Origin of the sequence: Streptomyces sp. NPDC059256 (assembly GCF_042753785.1) — a bacterium.
GTDB lineage: Bacteria > Actinomycetota > Actinomycetes > Streptomycetales > Streptomycetaceae > Streptomyces.
The window spans coordinates 1-17,594 of sequence record NZ_JBHYZO010000022.1 but is presented as its reverse complement, the minus strand read 5'-3'; the positions used below and the strand labels follow the sequence as shown (position 1 = coordinate 17,594).

Sequence of the window (17,594 nt, the reverse complement as noted above, 5' to 3'; positions counted from 1 at the left end):
CGACAGATCGACAATCCGTGTGATTATCAGCAGACAGGAGACTCCCTCGTGACCGTCGTCGGGCCGTTCGGGCTGAGCGTGCGGGACCAGGCTCTTGAGGCCGATGTCCAGACGGGACTGTCAGCCGTTGAGGCGGGTCTGCTCGATGCCACCAAGAGCGAGGTGCCCTTCATCACGGATGCGGCGCAGCATCTCGTGCGGGCCGGAGGCAAGCGCTTCAGGCCACTGCTGGTGATGTTGGCGGCACAGTTCGGCGATCCGTACGCCCCCGGCGTGGTGCCGTCCGCGGTCGTCGTGGAGCTCACCCACCTGGCGACGCTGTACCACGACGACGTGATGGACGAGGCCGAGGTGCGGCGCGGTGTCGCCAGTGCCAACGCCCGCTGGGGCAATTCGGTGGCCGTCCTCACGGGCGACTTCCTGTTCGCCCGGGCCTCCCACATCCTCGCCGACCTCGGTCCGGAGGCCGTGCGCATCCAGGCCGAGGCGTTCGAGCGGCTGGTCACCGGCCAGATCCTGGAGACCGCGGGCCCGCGCGACGGCCGGGACCCGGTGGAGCACTATCTCGATGTGATCGGTGGCAAGACCGGCTCGCTGATCGCCGTGTCGGGCCGGTTCGGCGCGATGATGTCGGGGGCCGACGAGCGGGTGGTGGACATCCTCACCCAGTACGGCGAGCGACTCGGTGTCGCCTTCCAACTCGCCGACGACGTACTGGACATCGCCAGCGACTCCCATGAGTCGGGCAAGACACCCGGTACGGATCTACGCGAGGGCATCCCCACGCTGCCGGTACTCCATCTCCGGGCGCGGGCGCAGGCCCAGGGCCTGCCGGAGGACCTGGAGTTGGTCGAACTCCTCGACGGCGATCTGACGGACGAGACACGACACGGCGAGGCCCTGCGGCTGCTGCGCCTCCACCCGGCGCTGGAGCAGGCGCGTCGGGACACCGTCCGCTATGCGCAGGAGGCGCGGGCCGTGCTGGCGCCGCTGCCCGAGTGCTATGCGAAGGCGGCCCTGGAAGAGCTGTGCGACGCGGTGGTACACCGCGCCGGATAGCCGAATAGCCAGTTAGCCAGATACGTGGTGCACGGTGTGTCCCGGTCGCTGGCCGGCTATCGCATCGGGCTCATGGCTCATTGCTCGTCGGGTGCGTCGGGCTGAATCCTGGACCCGGGTGCAAGGCCGTACGGAGTGTGACCCGGGTCAGGGCCGTGGATTGTGTCGGTGGATTGAGTCCGACCTGAGATCTGAACCGTACTGGTGCGTAGAAGCCAACGCACGGGGCGTCAGGCTCAGTAGGGGGAGATCTACTGATGAAGTGCACCAAGAACCTCGTGATCGGTACCACGGCCGTGATGGCGGCGGCCGGATTAGGGCTTTCGGTCCTGCCCGCGTTCGCGGCCGACGGCGGACAGCCCACGGGCGGTGCCACCCACGCGGGGCACGGGGACGCCGATGTGCGGCCCGGGCGCGGCGGGAGCACCGCTGAGGAGAGCGACTCCCGGGGCGCGGCCCTGTTCGTGGCCAGTCTGAACGGTGCGAACGAGGTCCCCGTACCGTCCGGGCCCGCCGTCGGCGACCGCGACGGCGCAGCACTGCAATTCGTGAAGGTGCACGGGATGCGGGTTTCCGTCGCGGTGAAGTTCCGCGGCACGGACAAGCCCACCGCGCTCCACATCCACCGGGGAGCCAGGGGCACCAACGGTGTGCTGAAGATCGACTTCACCCCTTTGCTGGCCCGCAGCGCCCCGCCCGTCAAGGGATGGGAGGGCGCGGTGACCGGGACCGTCACGGTGAAGGACAAGGCCCTCCTCGATGCGTTTCGCACCAACCCCAACGACCACTACGCCAACCTTCACACCGCCCGATTCCCCGGCGGGGCCGTCCGCGCCCAGTTCCACAAGGTGACCACGGCGTTCCCCTTCGACAAGGCCCTGGTGAACCTCCAGGCGTCCGTCATCAGGGGACGCCAGATCTACCGCTGCCAGCAGGCCGCGGACGGTACGTACGCGTTCGGGCAGTACGACGTCCGCGCCACGCTCCGGGGGCCCATCGCCCATGCGTTCGTCGCACCCGGTACGGGCACGCCCCGGTGGACCGCACCCGATCGCAGCGCGGTCACCGGCACCCTGATCAGCCGAACACCCCACGGCGATGGCAACATCCCCGAACTCGACCTCAGGGCCACGCAGTACGGCGCGAAGAAGGGGCTGCTCGCCCGCACCCAGGAGATCCTGCGGTTGAACACGGTGGGCGGGGTCGCCCCGGCGGGGACCTGCCTCAAGGGCGCGGTCATCACCGTCCCCTACCGCGCCGACTACGTCTTCATCCAGAGGTAGTCGACCCGTCCGGCGCCGACCGCGCCTCCTCCTGGAGTGCCCCCGCAGCGGGCGAAAGAGCCTCCCGGAACCGCAGCCCGGCGCCTCCCCCTACTGGATGGGGGAGGCGCCGGACCCGTTCGTCATCCCTCAGCAGTACGACGACTTGCACCCGGGGACTGACGCCTTAGGTGCCGATGATTTGGTCAGATGGATAACACCACAGCAGAGCGAGACGACAGCGGAACAGCAGCCGGACGCAGAGCGGGACGGCAGCCGGGCGACGAGAAGGCCCTGACCGGGCGGCACGGCGCGGCGACGGTCCACCGGCGCCCGGCTGTTGAGCGAGACCGCTTCTGACCGACCACGGAGGTAGGGCACACCATGGCACCGAACGACAGCGCACAGAGCACCGACGAGGCGAAGGGCTTCAGCGCGGGGCGCCGGAGGGCGGCGCGCTACTTCGTCCCGGTCGCGGTGGCCGGAGTGGCGGCGGCGACCATCGGGCTCGTCCCGGCACTCGCCGCCTCCGGTGACCCCGATCTGCCGAAGATCAGCGCACAGGAGCTGATCGAGAAGATCGCCGCATCGGACACCGAGCAGCTCTCCGGCATGGTGAAGACCCAGACGGACCTCGGTCTTCCCGCGATCAGCGCCCTCGCCGACGGTCTGGCATCCGAGGCGGGCGGAGCGAGCTCATCCGCCTCGCCCGACGGCAAGCTGATGGAGCTGGCGACCGGATCGCACACGCTGCGCGTCGCGATCGACGGCCCCGACCGCCAGAAGGTCTCCATCCTGGAGAAGAACGCCGAGTACAGCCTGATCCACAACGCCGGCGAGGTCTGGGCCTACGACAGCGGGTCGAACGAGGTCTTCCACGCCAAGGAGGCGCACGGGAAGAAGGACGGCTCGGGCGCCGGGGACGACGGGCCCGCAGCGGAACTGCCCACCACCCCCAAGGACTTCGCCGAAGAGGCCCTGAAGGCCGCGGGCACCACCACATCGGTGTCCGTCGACGGCACCGCACAGGTCGCCGGGCGCGACGCCTACCAGCTGGTCATCAAGCCCAAGCAGAGCGGCTCGACGATCGGCTCGGTCAAGGTCGCGGTCGATGCCAAGACCGGCACCCCGCTGAAGTTCACCCTGAACTCCAGCGGCGGCGGCAAGGCCATCTTCGACGTCGGCTTCACCAAGGTCGACTTCGCCAAGCCGGCCGCGTCCACCTTCGACTTCACCCCGCCGAAGGGCGCGAAGGTCACCGAGGCGGACGAGCTGGAGAAGCAGACGGAGGGCACATCGCCCAAGGACGCCCCCCAGGGCCTGCCGAAGGGGACGGGTCTGGACTTCCTGCCGGGCGCCGGTGGGGCCGAGGGCTTCGACGTCATCGGCGAGGGCTGGACCGCCATCGCGAAGGCCAAGACCCCCGGCGGCGAGGGCTTCACCCCGCCCGAGGGCGAGGACGTTCCGGCCGAGGCCACGGACTTCCTGGACGCCCTCGGCGACGAGGTCAAGGGCGACTTCGGCACGGGCACCGTCTTCAAGACCCGGCTGGTCAATGCGCTGATCACCGACGACGGCGAGGTCTACGTCGGTGCGGTGACCAAGGACGCCCTGGTGAAGGCCGCCAACGCCGACAAGTAGGCCGTGACGGCGCCCGACGCCGACCCGGCCGGGACACGAACCCTCCGCCCCGCCGTACACCCGTACGGTGGGGCGGAGGGCTGAACGAGCGGAACGAGGAGCCGGATGACAGCAGTGATCGAGACACACGGTCTCACCAAGCGCTATCGCGGCGGTCAACTCGCCGTCGACCGACTCGATCTGATCGTGCCCGCGGGGAGCGTCTTCGGCTTCCTCGGCCCCAATGGCTCGGGCAAGACCACCACCATCCGGATGCTGATGGGGCTGATCGAACCGACCGCGGGCAGCGCCCATGTGCTGGGCGGGCCGATGCCGAAGGCCGTAGGGTCCGTGCTTCCCCAGGTCGGCGCATTGATCGAAGGGCCGGCGCTCTACGGGTTCCTGAGCGGTCGGGACAATCTGGCGCGCTATGACTCCGCCGACCCCACCGCCGATCCCCGCACCCGCAGGGCGCGGGTGGCCGCAGCGCTCGATCGCGTCGGGCTGACCTCTGCCGCCGGCAAGAAGGCCAAGGCGTACTCACTCGGCATGAAGCAGCGTCTGGGCCTCGCCGCCGCGCTGCTCCAACCACGCAGGCTCCTCGTCCTGGACGAACCCACGAACGGCCTCGACCCCCAGGGCATGCGGGAGATTCGGTCCCTCGTCCGTGAGCTGGCCGCGGACGGGACCACCGTCTTCCTCTCGTCCCACCTCCTCGACGAGATCGAGCAGGTGTGCAGCCATGCGGCGGTGATGGCCCAGGGACGGCTGCTCACCCAAGGGCCGGTGGCAGAGTTGGCGGCCAGGGCGCGCGGCCGGCTCACCGTCACCACTCCCGACCCGGTCGACGCGGCCCGCCTCCTCAAGGAACTCGGCATCACCGGAGTCAGCGTCGAAGAGGACCGGGTGACCGGCGATCCCCCCGACGGCGGCGAACTGTCCGACCTCAGCGCGGCACTCGTCCACGCAGGGGTGCGGGTACGGGGATTCGGCATCGAGCGGGCGTCGCTTGAGGACGCGTTCCTCGCACTGACAGGAGAGGGTTTCGATGTCGCGGGCTGAGCACACGGACACCGGGCGGGCCTCGATCGGCACCGCCGCGCCGGATGGGACTGCCCTGGATGGCACCACGCCGGATGGGACTGCCCTGGATGGGACCGCCACGATCGCCGCCCCACCAGCAGCGGGGTCGCACCCATGGCTGTGGACCCTCGGGCTCTTCACCTCCGAGGTGTCGATCACCCTCCGGCGCTGGCGCACCCTGGCCCTGCTCGCGGTGCTGGCGGCCGTACCCGTACTGCTCGGCATCGCCGTGTGGGTGGAGACCGACGGCGGCGGGGGGTCGGTGGAGAGCCAGGGCGGCGAAGGGCCCGCCTTCATCGCCCAGATCACCAACAACGGCCTCTTCCTGGTCTTCGCTGCGCTCGCCGCAACCCTCCCGGTCTTCCTTCCGATGGCGGTCGGCGTGGTGGCGGGAGACGCGATCGCGGGCGAGGCGAGCGCCGGCACCCTGCGCTACCTCCTGGTCGCTCCGGCCGGGCGCACTCGACTGCTGCTCGCCAAGTACGCCTCCGTGCTGGTCTTCTGCATGATCGCCACCCTGGTCGTGGCCGCATCGGCGCTCGCCGTGGGAGCGCTGCTGTTTCCACTGGGCGAGGTCACCACCATCTCCGGTACGACGATCTCCTTCGGCGAGGGGCTGCTGCGGGCGGTGCTGATCGCGGGTGTCGTCGCGGCTTCACTGGCGGGCATCGCCGCCATCGGGCTCTTCGTCTCCACGTTGGTCGGCAGTGGCATCGCGGCCATGGCGACGACGGTCGGGCTGCTGATCACCGTGCAGATCCTGGACACGATTCCGCAGTTGGACGCCCTGCACCCGTATCTGTTCCCGCACCACTGGATGTCGTTCTCGGATCTGATGCGTGAGCCGCTGTACTGGGACGAGGTGCGGCAGAACCTCGAACTCCAGGCCCTGTACGTGGTGGTGTTCGGCTCGGCGGCCTGGGCGCGCTTCACCACGAAGGACATCGACAGCTGAGCCGGCGGGATTCTCGCGCGGCTGTCGCGGCTGTCGCGGCCCGGGCACGGACATGACTGCATACGCGCGCATATGGGTGGATGCGCGCGTATGCAGTCTGTGGGGGGCGCGGGGTGGCTGGCGGCGGGGATATGGGCGGGTGACGCCGCGGACGCGTCCTCGGGGGTGGTGCAGGCCGTGGCCCTGGGCCGCGTCCTAGAAGGTCAGCTTCCAGCTGTCGATGAAGCCGGTGTCATTGGCGGCGATGTCCTGGACGCGGAGCTTCCAGTCTCCGTTCGCCGGCTCGCTGGAGGCGTTCACGGTGTAGTTGGCGATGACGTTGTCCGCCGAGTCGTTGGCGCTGGAGTTCTTGAGCCGGTAGGCGCTGCCGTCGGGTGCCACCAGATCGATGACGAGGTCACCGCGCCAGGTGTGCTTGATGTCCACACCGACGGCGAGCGCGGCGGGCGCGTTGCCGGTACGACCCGAGACGGTCACCGTGGAGGTCACGGCCGCGCCGTTGTCGGGGATCGTGACGTTGGCGGTGTTCTCGTAGGTGGTGCCAGGGGGGACCGTCGTACCGGTGGCCAGCGTCCATATGGAGTGGGCTATCGCATCGCTGTTGCGGTCCAGCGCGGTGTCGTTGATGTTGGCGGTGGTGTCGCACGCCGAGTGGTAGCAGCGGTCGAACGCCTGGCCTGAGGTGCCGCCCCACTTCTGGGCCTGGGCCGCGGTCTTGAGCCGGCCCGCTCCGGTGAACAGTCCGCCGACCGCTATGCCCACGTTCTTGAACGACGCGTGGTCGGAGCGGCCGTCGCCCTCGGTCTCGATCTCGGTGGGGACGCCGAGGCCCGAGAAGTAGTCCTTGAAGACCTTCTCCAACGCCACGTTGTCGTCATAGACGAAGTAGCCCGGGTTCGGGGAGCCGATCATGTCGAAGTTGAGGTAGCCGGAGATCTTGGTGCGCTCGGCGGTGGGGAGGCTGCTGACGTAGTGGCGGGAGCCGATCAGACCCAACTCCTCGGCGCCCCACCAGCCGAATCGCAGCTTCTTGGTGGGTTGCAGACCCGCGCGGGAGACGGCGAGGGCGGTTTCGAGTACGCCGGCCGAGCCTGAACCGTTGTCGTTGATGCCGGCGCCGGAGGCCACCGAGTCGAGATGGGCGCCGGCCATCAGCACCTGGTTGGGGTCGCCGCCGGGCCACTCGGCGATCAGGTTGTAGCCGATCGCCCCGCTGGTGGTGAACTGCTGCACGGTGGTGGTGTATCCGGCGGCGTCCAGCTTCGCCTTCACATAGTCGATGGAGGCCCGGTAGCCGGGGCGGCCGTGGGCGCGGTTGCCGCCGTTGGCGGTGGCTATCGACTGGAACTGCGAGAGGTGCGCCTTCACATTGGCCAGTGGTATGTCGGGGGCCGCGAGCGCGGCTTTCGCCGGGGCCGCGGCCGGTTGGGCGATGGCGGCGGGCGCCGCGGTGGAGAGCAGCCCGGCCAGTGCCATGACGGCGACCGCGGCGGTGCGTCTGGGAACGGAGATCTTCATGTGGGGGCTCCGGTATTCCGTACGGGGACAAGACGGAACGTGCGAGCGCCTGGAGGGGGCGGTTCCAGGGCAGCTTTGGGGCGGTGGGGCGGCGGCGCTGAACCATGGGTCGCGAACGGTCCGTGCATCAGTGGCATGCAGTGACACGGAAATGCGTGGGGAGGCGCATTTCCGTGCACTGAGTGGCGCGGTGTGTGCATGAGAGTTCAGCGACTGTTCGACATACCGTCAAGGGCGGAAACCGGTCAGTTGTGTTCGAATATCGGGCTCCGGGCGCTGCTTCGGTGAGAGCGGGCCCCTGACCTGCACTGCCCTACGGGGGCGGCCGGATGGGCGGTCCGGCCGCCCCCGCAGGGCAGGTGACGTGTTCGACCTACTGCACGCAGAACTCGTTCCCCTCGGGATCTGCCATGGTCGTCCACCGTCCACCGGGCTGGTCCTGTTCGGCGAGCACCGTTGCGCCCAGCGCCTCCAGTCGGGCCACTTCGGCCGCCCGGCGCTCGGTGCCCGGGTGGAGGTCCAGGTGCAGTCGGTTCTTCACCGTCTTGGCCTCCGGGACGCGCTGGAACAGCAGTCGACGACCAAGACCCACTCCGTTCGTCGAGTCGAAGGGGTCGTCCGGATGCCGGACGGCGGCGTAATCCAGCCATGCGTCACGGCCGTGGGCCTGGACCGTGGAGTCGGGCGGGAGTTGTCCGTACTCCCTCAGGCGCGCGATGAGGGCGCTGTGGTCCTCCCGTTCGTACCCGAGCGCCTCCGACCAGAAGTCGGCCTGGGTGTGGGGGTCTGACGCATCGATGACGAGCTTCCAGTCAAGTGCCATGAAACCAGTTATAGGGGTTACGTCTGATGAACTGCAAGCAAGTGGGGGTGGGTGTTCGCGCGTTGATGCACGCGGAGGGAGCGGCTGGGCGAATGGGGTGCACGCGATGTCAGTCGCTCGGGGAAGCAGTCGTACGCCCCGATGTCATGGGACGTACGGGCCGGCAGGGTCGCCCCTGGTGGCCCGTGACCGTAGCCATCCTGCTGAAACCGCTTATAGTGGTTACGTGAGTGATTCCGCGCGAGGACTGACCCTGCACACGAGGGAAGGAAATGCCTTCCGCTTCGACCCCGGCTCGCTCTGCCTTGAGTTGCTGGTCACGGGCGGCCCAGGTCCGCTCGCGCACTACGAAGTGCTGTACGAACCGGCCGATCTGGTGCGCTGGGCGAAGGAGAGCCGCCTTCCCCGCGGGCTCGACCCGGTGGTGACCCCGGACGAGGTCGGGAGCGCACGACTGCTGCGGGACGCCCTGCACCGGATCACCGTGGCCCGGGTCGAGGGCCGGACACTGCCCGTCGACGATCTGGCCACCGTCAATGCCGCGGCCGGTCAGGCACCGCCGGTACCCCGCCTCACTCCGGGGGGCGACCACGGTTGGGTCCCGGGGGCGACCGGCACCCAACTGCTGTCGGCCGTCGCCCGCGACGCCGTCGAACTGCTCACCGGACCCTTCGCCCACCGCTTCCGCGAGTGCGGCGCGGGCAACTGCCGGCTGCTCTTCGTCGACACATCCCGGCCCGGTCGTCGCCGCTGGTGCGCGATGGAGCACTGCGGAAACCGGCACAAGGTCCGGGCGCACCGGGCCCGGCTCCCCGACCGTCCCACATCCCCCCGCCCCCTCGAACGCGATGGAGGAGAAGCCATGCCGACCGGACTGACACAGGACGCGGGCTGGCAGATCGGCGTGTCCAAGACGCTGCCGCTACCCGTGTCCGCCGTATGGGACTTCGTCGCGAGCCCCGAGGGGATCGCCCTGTGGCTGGGGGAGTTGTCGGACGGCGCCGACCTGCCCCGAGAGAAGGGGGCGAGCTACGAGACAGTCGACGGCATCGCGGGCGAGGTGCGCGGCTATCGGCCAGGCGATCGCATCCGGCTGACGTACGGGTCGACGACCCTCCAGGTCGCCGTCACCTCCTCGGGCGAAGGGCGATCCGTCCTGCGGTTCCACCAGGAGCGGATGGCGGACGCACAGGAGCGCGAACACCAGCGGACCCATTGGCGGTCGGTGATGGAACGGGTGGTGGCCGTCCTGGTGGCGGACTGAAATCCCCGGCTCTCCGGGGCCGATGGCACACCGTCACCCGCCGCGCCGTCCAGATGGGCGAAGGCCCGCCGACCGTCTCTGCGCGCGTCCGGATCGCAGGAGCGCGTCACCCACATCGGGCATACGGTCCCCCGCGCCGCAGAACCACAGGAACGAGTGAGACCTTCCGTCGACCGGGCGTGTACCGGGCGGTGAGCGCGAGGCTCACGAGACAGTGGGCGGATGCACTCGCGCCCCCTCCTCCTGTCCTTGTCCGCCGTCGCGTTGGTCGGTCTCACCGCGTGCATGTCCGTGTCCCCCGAACCCGCGGAGCGACCCACCGCACCCCGGGTGACCCCGGCCGGGGATCGCTCACCCCTTCCCGGCGGGGCCAGACCGACCCCGGTGGACGTGCACGGGAAGGTGGCGGACGCCACTACCCCCGCCGGCTCGAAGCGCGCCCGCGATGCGGAGAGCAGCGCGGCCTCCGATGCGAAGGCACGACCAGCCGCAGAGGACCCCGCAGCAGTGCCCTCGCAGGGCGGACGCCAGGCACCTGCGGGTCGACCGAACCCCGCGGTACCCCGTCCTGCCCTGCCCGCCGTGCCGAAGACCGGCGCCGAGGGCGAGATGAAGGAGTTGTGCGATGCCTCCAGCGGCATCACCGACCCGAGTGTGACCGGTCTCTGCCGGGGCGCCTACGGCTGAGTCGCCCGCGCCCGCCCCGGCGCCTTGCTCACCCGGATGAGGTGCCGTTGTCCCGAGTACCCCCGAGGACGGCGCTCTCGCCGTCGGTGTCCGTCGGCCGCTCGACCGAAAGGTCGACGGGCGGCTGGGGGACCGGCAGCGGCTCCACCGCGCTCCCTCGGGCGACCAGCCGTGCCGCTGCCACCTTCGTACGCCGTGCCGCACGGAGGGCGTCCCAGGTCAGGACGGTGAGTGCCAGCCAGACCAGCGCGAAGCCGGCCCAACGCTCGGCGGGCATGGCCTCCTTGAAGTACAGGACCCCGAGCAGGAACTGGAAGACGGGGGCCAGGTACTGGAGCAGTCCCAAGGTGGACAGGGGTACCCGGATGGCCGCGGCTCCGAAGAAGACCAGGGGGATCGCCGTCACCAGTCCGGTGGTCGCGAGCAGGGCGATGTGCCCCGGCCCCTGGGAGCCGATGGTCGACTCGCCCCGGGCGCCGAGCCACAACAGATAGCCGAGGGCCGGGAGGAAGAGGACCGCGGTCTCCGCGGCGAGCGATTCAAGACCCCCGATGTTGATCTTCTTCTTCGCCAGTCCGTAGAGGGCGAAGGAGAACGCCAGGACGAGCGAGACCCACGGCACCTGGCCGTAGCCCACGGCGAGGACCAGTACGGCCGCGCAGCCGGTGCCCACCGCCGCCCACTGGGCCGGCCGCAGTCGCTCCTTGAGGAGGAGGACGCCGATGGCGATGGTGACCAGGGGGTTGATGAAGTAGCCGAGTGACGCTTCGACGACCCGATCGTCGTTGACGGCCCAGATGTACACGCCCCAGTTGATGCTGATCACCACGGCGGCGACGGTGATCAGGGCGAGCTTGCGGGGGTCGCCCAGCAGGTCCCGTATCCACTTCCACCGGTTCAGTGCCAGCAGCGCGACGACGACCACGACCAGGGACCACGTCATCCGGTGGGCGAGGATCTCGGTCGCTCCCGCCGGTTTCAGGAGCGGCCAGAACAGGGGCACCAGCCCCCACATGCCGTAGGCACCCATCCCGTAGAGCAGCCCCGCCCGCTGTTCGCCGTCCTGCTTCACGCGTCCTCCAGGTCCCTGTCCCACACCTGTTCGAAGGTACGCGCGCCCGCCCTGAACTGTCATGTCCGTATTGCCATACGGTCATGACCGACTGTGGGTGCCGACGCTGCCCGTCGCACGACCGGAACCGAGGGGGATCCGCTCGGGCGGCGCCCCGAGACGTCAGGAGTCATACGAAGGCATACGACCGAGAAAGGGCCGAATGAAACCGTTGGGGCCGTGTGGGCGTCGAAGGCGGCAGAGAGATCCGGGACCTGCGGCCTTCCCGGTCAGTGACGATCTTCGACGCACCTTCGGGCGCATCACGTCACCGGCCCCGCGGTCCACGGCCGGCCAAGAGCGGCCGTCCTGGCCCCGGATGAGGATCCTGGCGACAATGGGGGAACGCGGTGGGGGGAACCATGGCGTACAGAAGGGCCCTGCGCACCAGCTGCGGGGTGCTGGTGTGCGCGGTGCTGTGGACCGGGTGTTCGGGCGAAGGGTCCGAGGAGCCGACCGAGACCAAGGGCGGTGGCGCATCGAGCGGAGCCGCGCCGAGCGGATCGGAGGCCCCCGCGCCAGGGCCGAGCAAGCTCGACTTCAGGCCCGACCCGGCCAAGGCCCCCAAGACCGAGGCCGATGCCAGGAGGCTCGCTGAGGCCGCGATCGCCGGCCCCGAACTCTGGGGCCCCGGTTTTGTGAAGCGCACCCCCTTCCTGAGCGCACCAGGTCACTGGCCCGTCCTCGACGACGGCTGCGTCTGGCAGGGCGGTACCCGACCGCCCGGAGTGCTCTACAGCCTCACCTCCTACAGCGAACGGCCGGGAGCTTCGGGCAAGGCCCCGCTACGGGTCGCCGCGACGATCACCGTGCACCGCGATGCCGAGGGCGCCGACTGGGAGATGGCGGACACCCTGGAGGAGGCACTGCGCTGCCCCGAGCAGAAGTTGCGGGAGGGCGAGCGCATCACCCAACTGATGTCCCTCGGCTCGGTCTACGGCACCGGGAGCAACTTCACATCCGAGGACTCCATCGGCGAGATCGGCAAGTACCACAACGCCGCAGTCGGCGGGCCGCCCCAGGAGTACGGCTGGTTCCAGTCCCGGTTGGGACAGGTCACCGTCGCCCTCGTCACCAAGGGCGCCGAGGGGTTCTCCCCCCAGGAGATCGCCACCAGCAGGGTCGAGGTCATGGTGCGCATGATGGGCCGCGTGGAGAAGCAGTTGGCGGGGTCGGAATGAGCTCCTTCGAACAGCAGCCCGGCTCCCTCCAGCGCCTCCTGCCCACGGATCCCTCCACCATCGCCGGATACCGACTGCTCGGCCGACTCGGCGCGGGCGGCATGGGCGTGGTCTACCTCGGTCGTACGGATACGGGCGAACTGGCCGCCGTCAAGGTGACCCACTCCGACCAGGCCGAAGACCCCGACTTCCGGGCCCGTTTCCGCCGCGAGGTGGAGACCGCCCGGCAGGTCTCCAGCCCCTGGGCCGTCCCCGTCACCGCCGCCGACCCCGACGCCCCCGAACCGTGGCTCGCCACCGCCTTCGTCCCCGGGCCCTCCCTGGCCGAAGCCATCGCCGCGCACGGCCCGCTGCCCACCCGCAGCGCGCGACTGCTCGGCGCGGCCATCGCCCGCGCGCTCGCCGCGGTCCACACGGCTGGTCTGGTCCACCGCGATGTGAAACCGGGCAACGTACTGCTCGCCGTGGACGGCCCGCGACTGATCGACTTCGGCATCGCCCGCAGCACCGGGGACACCGCGCTCACCGCCACCGACATGGTCGTGGGCACCCCCGGCTTCCTGGCCCCCGAGCAGGCCGAGGCACGCGGCGCCGAGATCGGCCCGCCGAGCGACGTCTTCGCGCTGGGCTGCCTCCTCGTCTACACGGTCACCGGCCGACTGCCCTTCGGCACGGGCGCGGTGGACGCCCTCCTGTACCGAACCGTCCATGACGACCCGGACCTCAGCGGGATCGAGGACGACCTCGCCACCCTGCTCGGCGCCTGTCTGGCCAAGGATCCGCAACAGCGGCCCACGGCCGGGCAACTTGCCGAACGGCTCGTCGAGGACGCACCGCTCGGCGCCGACTGGCTGCCCGCCGACGTCATCCGCACCATCGCCGAGCGATCCGCACGGATGCTCGCCCTCCCCGACATCGAGGAGACCCGCGCCCCCACCGCCCAGGCCGCCCCGAACCGGCGCGGACTCCTGCTCGGCGCGGGGGCCGTGGTACTCGCCGCGGGCGGCGGCTGGGGAGCGTGGGCCGCACTGGGCGGCAGCGAGGACGGCAACAAGGCCGGGCCGTCACCGCGGAAGCGACGGCATGTGATCGGTGTGCAGGCCGATCTCACCGGACCCCAGCAGGCGATGGGCATCGAGCAGGAGCGGGGAGCGCGCCTCGCGGTGGAGTCGTACAACACCCGCGAGGACAAGCCGTTCCCCCTGCAACTGGAGGTGGTGGACGACGCGGGGAACACCACGAAGGCGTCCACGGTCGGCAGACGGCTGGCGGAGGACCGGGACGTCCTCGCGGTCCTCGGCTCCACCGGCGACTACACCACCCAGGCCGCACTGCCCGCCTTCAACGAGGCGGGCACGGCCCTGATGACCGTCTCGGCCGGACTGAACCTGCTGACCACGGGTACGCCGCCGAACCTGGCGATCATCCGCACCTGTCCCTCGCACCCCATCGCGGGCTCGCAGTTGGCCTACCTCCTACAGAGCTACTTCCTCCAGGGGAAGGTCACCGACCCGGTCCCCGGCCTCCTCCAGGACCGGGAGGACGACTCCTACGCCTGGCAGTACATCACCATGATCAACCACACCATGCGCACGCTCTACGGCCACCGTTGCCACCCCCGCGTCATCCCCGCCGGCATTGACGCCTACGAGCCGATCATCAAGGAGATGCTGGCCGCGGGCATCGACGCCTTCGTCCACGGTGGCTTGCTGCCCTCCGCGGTCCACTGCGCCCGTGCCCTTGCCGACGCGGGGTTCGAAGGCCCACGGGTGGGCGGACCGTACCTGCTCACACCGGAGTTCATCCGGCAGGCGGGGAAGGCCGCCGAAGGATGGGTGGTGGCGGCTCCGGTGCTCGACCCGCTGGTCCACGCACCGGCGAAGCGCTTCACCGCCGCCTACCGCAAGCGATACGGCACCGCCCCCCGGTACTACGCGGGCGAGTCCTACGATGCGGTCTCCATGATGATCGACGAAGTGGTGCGGGCGGCCCGGGGCAGCGCTCTCCCCGACCCCTCCGCGGTGCTGACCGGCCTGCGGAAGAAGACGTTCGACGGGGTCATGGGCGCCTACCAGTTCGACGCCGCCACCGGCGACCTCAAGAGTCCGAGGACCCAGCTGTACGTGGTCGAGGGCGGGCGGTTCAACCATGTGATGGCGGCCCCGGCGAAGGATCCGGGGAAGGGCTGAGCCTTCGCCGTGGCAGTCCGCGAATCGGTCCCCAGGTGGAATCTGCGTACCGAGAGTCGAGAAGGGGGTGACGGATGGAGCCGTTGAGGACCGGTGATCCGTCCTCGATCGCCGGGTACCGGCTGCTCGGCCGACTCGGCGCGGGCGGCATGGGCGTGGTCTACCTCGGCCGGTCCGACCGCGGTGCGCTCGCCGCGATCAAGGTGATCCGGGCGGAACACGCGGCGGACCCCGGCTTCCGGGCCCGCTTCCGACGGGAGACGGAGACGGCCCGGCGGATCACCGGCCGTTGGGTCGTCCGGGTGGTGGGCGCCGACCCCGAGGCGCGTGAGCCCTGGCTCGCGACGGAGTTCGTCCCCGGGCCCTCGCTCTCGGAGGCGGTCGCCGTCCATGGGGCCCTGCCCGAGCACACGGTTCGGGCCCTGGGCGTCCGGCTCGCCGAAGCCCTCACCGACGTACATCGGACGGGGTTGGTCCACCGCGATGTGAAACCGGGCAATGTACTGCTGGCGTTGGACGGTCCCCGCCTGATCGACTTCGGTATCGCGCGCTCGGCGGGGGCGACCGCACTCACCGCCACCGATGCCATGATCGGCTCGCCCGGCTATCTCTCGCCGGAGCAGGCGAAGTTGACCGGAGAAGCTGAGATCGGCTCGGCCAGCGATGTCTTCTCGCTGGGGTGCGTGCTCGCCTACGCCACCACCGGTCGCCGACCGTTCGGTTCGGGCACGGTGGCCGCCATCGTCTTCCGTACCGTCCACGAGGAACCGGACCTCGACGGAATCCCCCCGGCGCTGCTGGCGCTGGTCAGGGCGTGCCTCAACAAGGACCCCGCGGAACGTCCCACGGCGGCACAGGTCAGAGCGGGTCTGCGAGGACCGGGGGCCAAGGGCGCTGCGCCCGGTCGCCAGCCCCCGACCGACGCCATCCCGGACAGGGCTCCCGCTGCCGGTACCGTCTCGGATAGGGCTCCCGCGGCCGACGCCGTGGTGCCCGACCCCAGGGAGGCGTTCGGCCGGGCCCCGGAGACGGGAACGGACCGTGCGACGACCGATGGTGGCGAAGGCACGGGCCCCGACCGCACGAGGAACGACGAGCCCCCTGTGCCCTCTGTGTCCTCCGTGTCCTCCGTGTCCACTGAGCCCGATGGGGAGCTGGGTACCGCGGCGGGGGACTGGCTGCCGGAGGGCCTGCCCGCACTGATCGCGCAGCGCTCCTCGCGCGTACTCGACCTACCGGTGCCCGAACCCACGGTGGTCGTGCCCGCCCGGAGTGAGCGGCCTTCGCGCCGCCGGTTCCTGCTGTTCGGGTCGGCCGCGGCGGTGGCCACGGCCGGTGGTGCGGCGGCCTGGCTCGCCAACCGTCCGTCCAACGACGGCACGGGGGTGAACGGCGGGCGGAAAGGCCCCTTGCCGCGTCATCTCATCGGGATCCAGACAGATCTGAGCGGACCCCACCGAGCGGACGGCCGCGCACAGGAGTTGGGCGCGCGGCTGGCGGTGAAGGCGTTCAACGCACGCCGTGACCGGCCCTTCGACCTCGGGCTCACGGTGCTGGACGACGCCGGTGACCCCGGCCGGGCCGTGGCGGTGGCGGACCGGCTCCTGGCGAACGCATCCGTGGTGGCCGGCCTGGGGCTGACGAACATCGCCGTCGCCCGGGCCGTCCTTCCGCGGTACACCAGCCGTCAACTGCCCGTCCTCAGCGTGGTCGTCGGCACCGGCACGCTCGCGCTCCCAGGTGCTACGAGCTACTTCGAACTACGCCCTGTCGACAACATGCTGATCACGCCGGTCAATTGGTACTTCGCACTGCGCGGCACCCGGCGGGTGGCGGCCATCGAGGACGGTGCGGGCGACCAGGCGTCCTGGAACATCGGCAGGGCCTTGCGGGATACGAAGTCGACGATGGGCGACATCACCTTCAGCAAGATCGCGGCCGACAGCGATGACTTCGCGTCGGTCGTCCGGGACGCCCTGGCCACCGGGCCGGACGGGGTGGTCTACGTGGGGAACTCGCCCGCCCGCGCCGCGCTCGCCGCCCGGGCCCTGCGCGACCAGGGGTTCACCGGCCCGAGGGGGGCCATTCAGCCCGTGCTGGACCAGGCGTTCCTGACCGGAGCGGGGCCGGCGGCCGAGGGTTGGGTCTTCGGGACGACCTATGCCGACGCGACTCAGTTGAAGGGCGCCGAGAACTTCTGCGCCGCGTATCGAAGGCTCGCGAAGACTTCCACGGTCGAACGCTTCGCCGTGGAGGCGTACGACGCGGTGCACTTCATCGCCCGGGGGATCGAGGAACTGAACACGGACCGGTTTCCGCACGGCGCGTTGCAGAGCCGGTTGCGCACGCTCGCCTACAGCGGAGTCGGCAAGTCCATCGCATTCCGGTCGACGACCACGATGTTCGACGAGGCAGCCGGCCGGGTGGGGATGTATCTGCACAGGATCGAGGGGGGAAGGGCCCGCTTCCTCGGCCCGTACCTCCAGGTGACCGCGGGCACCTGACGGGAGAGCGGGGCGAGCCCTTGAAGGAGGGCGCTTCCGTCGGAAGCGCCCCGGCTGCCGCTCGACCACGTGCGGCGATGCCTGCTAGCCGACCACGGTCCAGGTGTCCTTGCCCGCGAGCAACGAACCCAGATCGCCTTTGCCGAGTTGTTCGGTGGCGGTGTCGAGTTGGTTGTTCATGAGGGTGTCGTAGACGGGGCGTTGGGTGCTGCGGAAGACACCGATGGGTGTGTGGTGCAGGGTGTCGGGGTGGGCGAGGCGGGAGAGGGCGAAGGCGGTGGTGGGGTTGGGGTTGTGGGCGTTGTGGGTGAGGATGTGGGGTTCGTTTTCCGGGGTGA

The 17,594-nt window shown here is 70.2% G+C and carries 14 protein-coding genes and 2 pseudogenes; 12 read left to right on the top strand and 4 right to left on the bottom strand.

The features are described from left to right. Positions 1-48: 48 nt before the first annotated feature. The 6 genes from ACFXJL_RS29420 (at position 49) to ACFXJL_RS29395 (ending at position 5,979) form a co-directional block, all read left to right on the top strand. Entirely contained in the window at positions 49-1,059 is a 1,011-nt protein-coding gene (locus ACFXJL_RS29420; protein ID WP_358880175.1) for a polyprenyl synthetase family protein, read from the top strand. 257 nt (positions 1,060-1,316) lie between these two features. Beyond that, positions 1,317-2,342, top strand: coding sequence for a CHRD domain-containing protein (locus ACFXJL_RS29415; RefSeq protein ID WP_384697330.1), 1,026 nt, complete (start codon positions 1,317-1,319; stop codon positions 2,340-2,342). Between the two features lie 189 nt (positions 2,343-2,531). Further along, on the top strand, positions 2,532-2,681 hold the full coding sequence (locus ACFXJL_RS29410) for a hypothetical protein (protein ID WP_358880173.1): 150 nt from the start codon (positions 2,532-2,534) through the stop codon (positions 2,679-2,681). A gap of 24 nt (positions 2,682-2,705) precedes the next feature. Then, positions 2,706-3,962, top strand: a complete 1,257-nt coding sequence (locus ACFXJL_RS29405; RefSeq protein ID WP_384697327.1) for an outer membrane lipoprotein carrier protein LolA — start codon at positions 2,706-2,708, stop codon at positions 3,960-3,962. A gap of 105 nt (positions 3,963-4,067) precedes the next feature. Next, positions 4,068-5,003, top strand: a complete 936-nt coding sequence (locus ACFXJL_RS29400; RefSeq protein ID WP_384697324.1) for an ABC transporter ATP-binding protein — start codon at positions 4,068-4,070, stop codon at positions 5,001-5,003. Continuing rightward, positions 4,990-5,979: an ABC transporter permease gene (locus ACFXJL_RS29395; protein WP_384697321.1), complete on the top strand. Its 990-nt coding sequence runs from the start codon at positions 4,990-4,992 to the stop codon at positions 5,977-5,979. The genes ACFXJL_RS29400 and ACFXJL_RS29395 overlap by 14 nt, the downstream gene beginning before the upstream one ends. A gap of 195 nt (positions 5,980-6,174) precedes the next feature. Here ACFXJL_RS29395 and ACFXJL_RS29390 read toward each other — a convergent pair whose 3' ends face one another. Together ACFXJL_RS29390 and ACFXJL_RS29385 are read right to left on the bottom strand one after the other, a co-directional pair. After that, positions 6,175-7,497: a M28 family metallopeptidase gene (locus tag ACFXJL_RS29390; protein WP_384697318.1), complete on the bottom strand. Its 1,323-nt coding sequence runs from the start codon at positions 7,495-7,497 to the stop codon at positions 6,175-6,177. Positions 7,498-7,870: 373 nt separating this feature from the next. Next, positions 7,871-8,320, bottom strand: coding sequence for a VOC family protein (locus ACFXJL_RS29385; RefSeq protein WP_358880168.1), 450 nt, complete (start codon positions 8,318-8,320; stop codon positions 7,871-7,873). 226 nt (positions 8,321-8,546) lie between these two features. Between ACFXJL_RS29385 and ACFXJL_RS29380 the strand changes: the two are divergent. The 3 genes and pseudogenes from ACFXJL_RS29380 to ACFXJL_RS29370 all read left to right on the top strand — a co-directional run. After that, positions 8,547-9,137: pseudogene (locus tag ACFXJL_RS29380) on the top strand (CGNR zinc finger domain-containing protein); the annotation flags it as partial. A gap of 45 nt (positions 9,138-9,182) precedes the next feature. Further along, a complete protein-coding gene (locus ACFXJL_RS29375) occupies positions 9,183-9,584 on the top strand; it encodes an SRPBCC domain-containing protein (RefSeq protein ID WP_358880238.1) in 402 nt (133 codons plus the stop codon). A gap of 222 nt (positions 9,585-9,806) precedes the next feature. Then, a complete protein-coding gene (locus tag ACFXJL_RS29370; RefSeq protein WP_384697315.1) occupies positions 9,807-10,271 on the top strand; it encodes a hypothetical protein in 465 nt (154 codons plus the stop codon). A gap of 28 nt (positions 10,272-10,299) precedes the next feature. Here ACFXJL_RS29370 and rarD read toward each other — a convergent pair whose 3' ends face one another. After that, a complete protein-coding gene (gene rarD / locus ACFXJL_RS29365; protein WP_384697312.1) occupies positions 10,300-11,343 on the bottom strand; it encodes an EamA family transporter RarD in 1,044 nt (347 codons plus the stop codon). Between the two features lie 401 nt (positions 11,344-11,744). On the opposite strand from rarD, the gene ACFXJL_RS29360 reads away from it, so the two are divergent. The 3 genes from ACFXJL_RS29360 (at position 11,745) to ACFXJL_RS29350 (ending at position 17,256) form a co-directional block, all read left to right on the top strand. Continuing rightward, a complete protein-coding gene (locus ACFXJL_RS29360; protein ID WP_384697309.1) occupies positions 11,745-12,563 on the top strand; it encodes a hypothetical protein in 819 nt (272 codons plus the stop codon). Beyond that, positions 12,560-14,752 (top strand): bifunctional serine/threonine-protein kinase/ABC transporter substrate-binding protein, encoded by a 2,193-nt coding sequence (locus tag ACFXJL_RS29355; protein WP_384697306.1) that lies wholly within the window; start codon positions 12,560-12,562, stop codon positions 14,750-14,752. The genes ACFXJL_RS29360 and ACFXJL_RS29355 overlap by 4 nt, the downstream gene beginning before the upstream one ends. A gap of 74 nt (positions 14,753-14,826) precedes the next feature. Beyond that, positions 14,827-17,256, top strand: coding sequence for a bifunctional serine/threonine-protein kinase/ABC transporter substrate-binding protein (locus ACFXJL_RS29350; RefSeq protein ID WP_384697303.1), 2,430 nt, complete (start codon positions 14,827-14,829; stop codon positions 17,254-17,256). 84 nt (positions 17,257-17,340) lie between these two features. On the opposite strand, the pseudogene ACFXJL_RS29345 reads toward ACFXJL_RS29350, so the two are convergent. Next, positions 17,341-17,594 (bottom strand): annotated as a pseudogene (locus ACFXJL_RS29345) (2-oxoacid:ferredoxin oxidoreductase subunit beta); the annotation flags it as partial.

Bases quoted from the DNA above. Each gene is read 5' to 3' on its own strand.
- ACFXJL_RS29415 (WP_384697330.1), top strand. From the start codon at position 1,317: ATGAAGTGCACCAAGAACCTCGTGATCGGTACCACGGCCGTGATGGCG.
- ACFXJL_RS29410 (WP_358880173.1), top strand. From the start codon at position 2,532: ATGGATAACACCACAGCAGAGCGAGACGACAGCGGAACAGCAGCCGGA.
- ACFXJL_RS29405 (WP_384697327.1), top strand. From the start codon at position 2,706: ATGGCACCGAACGACAGCGCACAGAGCACCGACGAGGCGAAGGGCTTC.
- ACFXJL_RS29400 (WP_384697324.1), top strand. From the start codon at position 4,068: ATGACAGCAGTGATCGAGACACACGGTCTCACCAAGCGCTATCGCGGC.
- ACFXJL_RS29395 (WP_384697321.1), top strand. From the start codon at position 4,990: ATGTCGCGGGCTGAGCACACGGACACCGGGCGGGCCTCGATCGGCACC.
- ACFXJL_RS29390 (WP_384697318.1), bottom strand. From the start codon at position 7,497: ATGAAGATCTCCGTTCCCAGACGCACCGCCGCGGTCGCCGTCATGGCA.
- ACFXJL_RS29385 (WP_358880168.1), bottom strand. From the start codon at position 8,320: ATGGCACTTGACTGGAAGCTCGTCATCGATGCGTCAGACCCCCACACC.
- ACFXJL_RS29375 (WP_358880238.1), top strand. From the start codon at position 9,183: ATGCCGACCGGACTGACACAGGACGCGGGCTGGCAGATCGGCGTGTCC.
- ACFXJL_RS29370 (WP_384697315.1), top strand. From the start codon at position 9,807: ATGCACTCGCGCCCCCTCCTCCTGTCCTTGTCCGCCGTCGCGTTGGTC.
- ACFXJL_RS29360 (WP_384697309.1), top strand. From the start codon at position 11,745: ATGGCGTACAGAAGGGCCCTGCGCACCAGCTGCGGGGTGCTGGTGTGC.
- ACFXJL_RS29355 (WP_384697306.1), top strand. From the start codon at position 12,560: ATGAGCTCCTTCGAACAGCAGCCCGGCTCCCTCCAGCGCCTCCTGCCC.
- ACFXJL_RS29350 (WP_384697303.1), top strand. From the start codon at position 14,827: ATGGAGCCGTTGAGGACCGGTGATCCGTCCTCGATCGCCGGGTACCGG.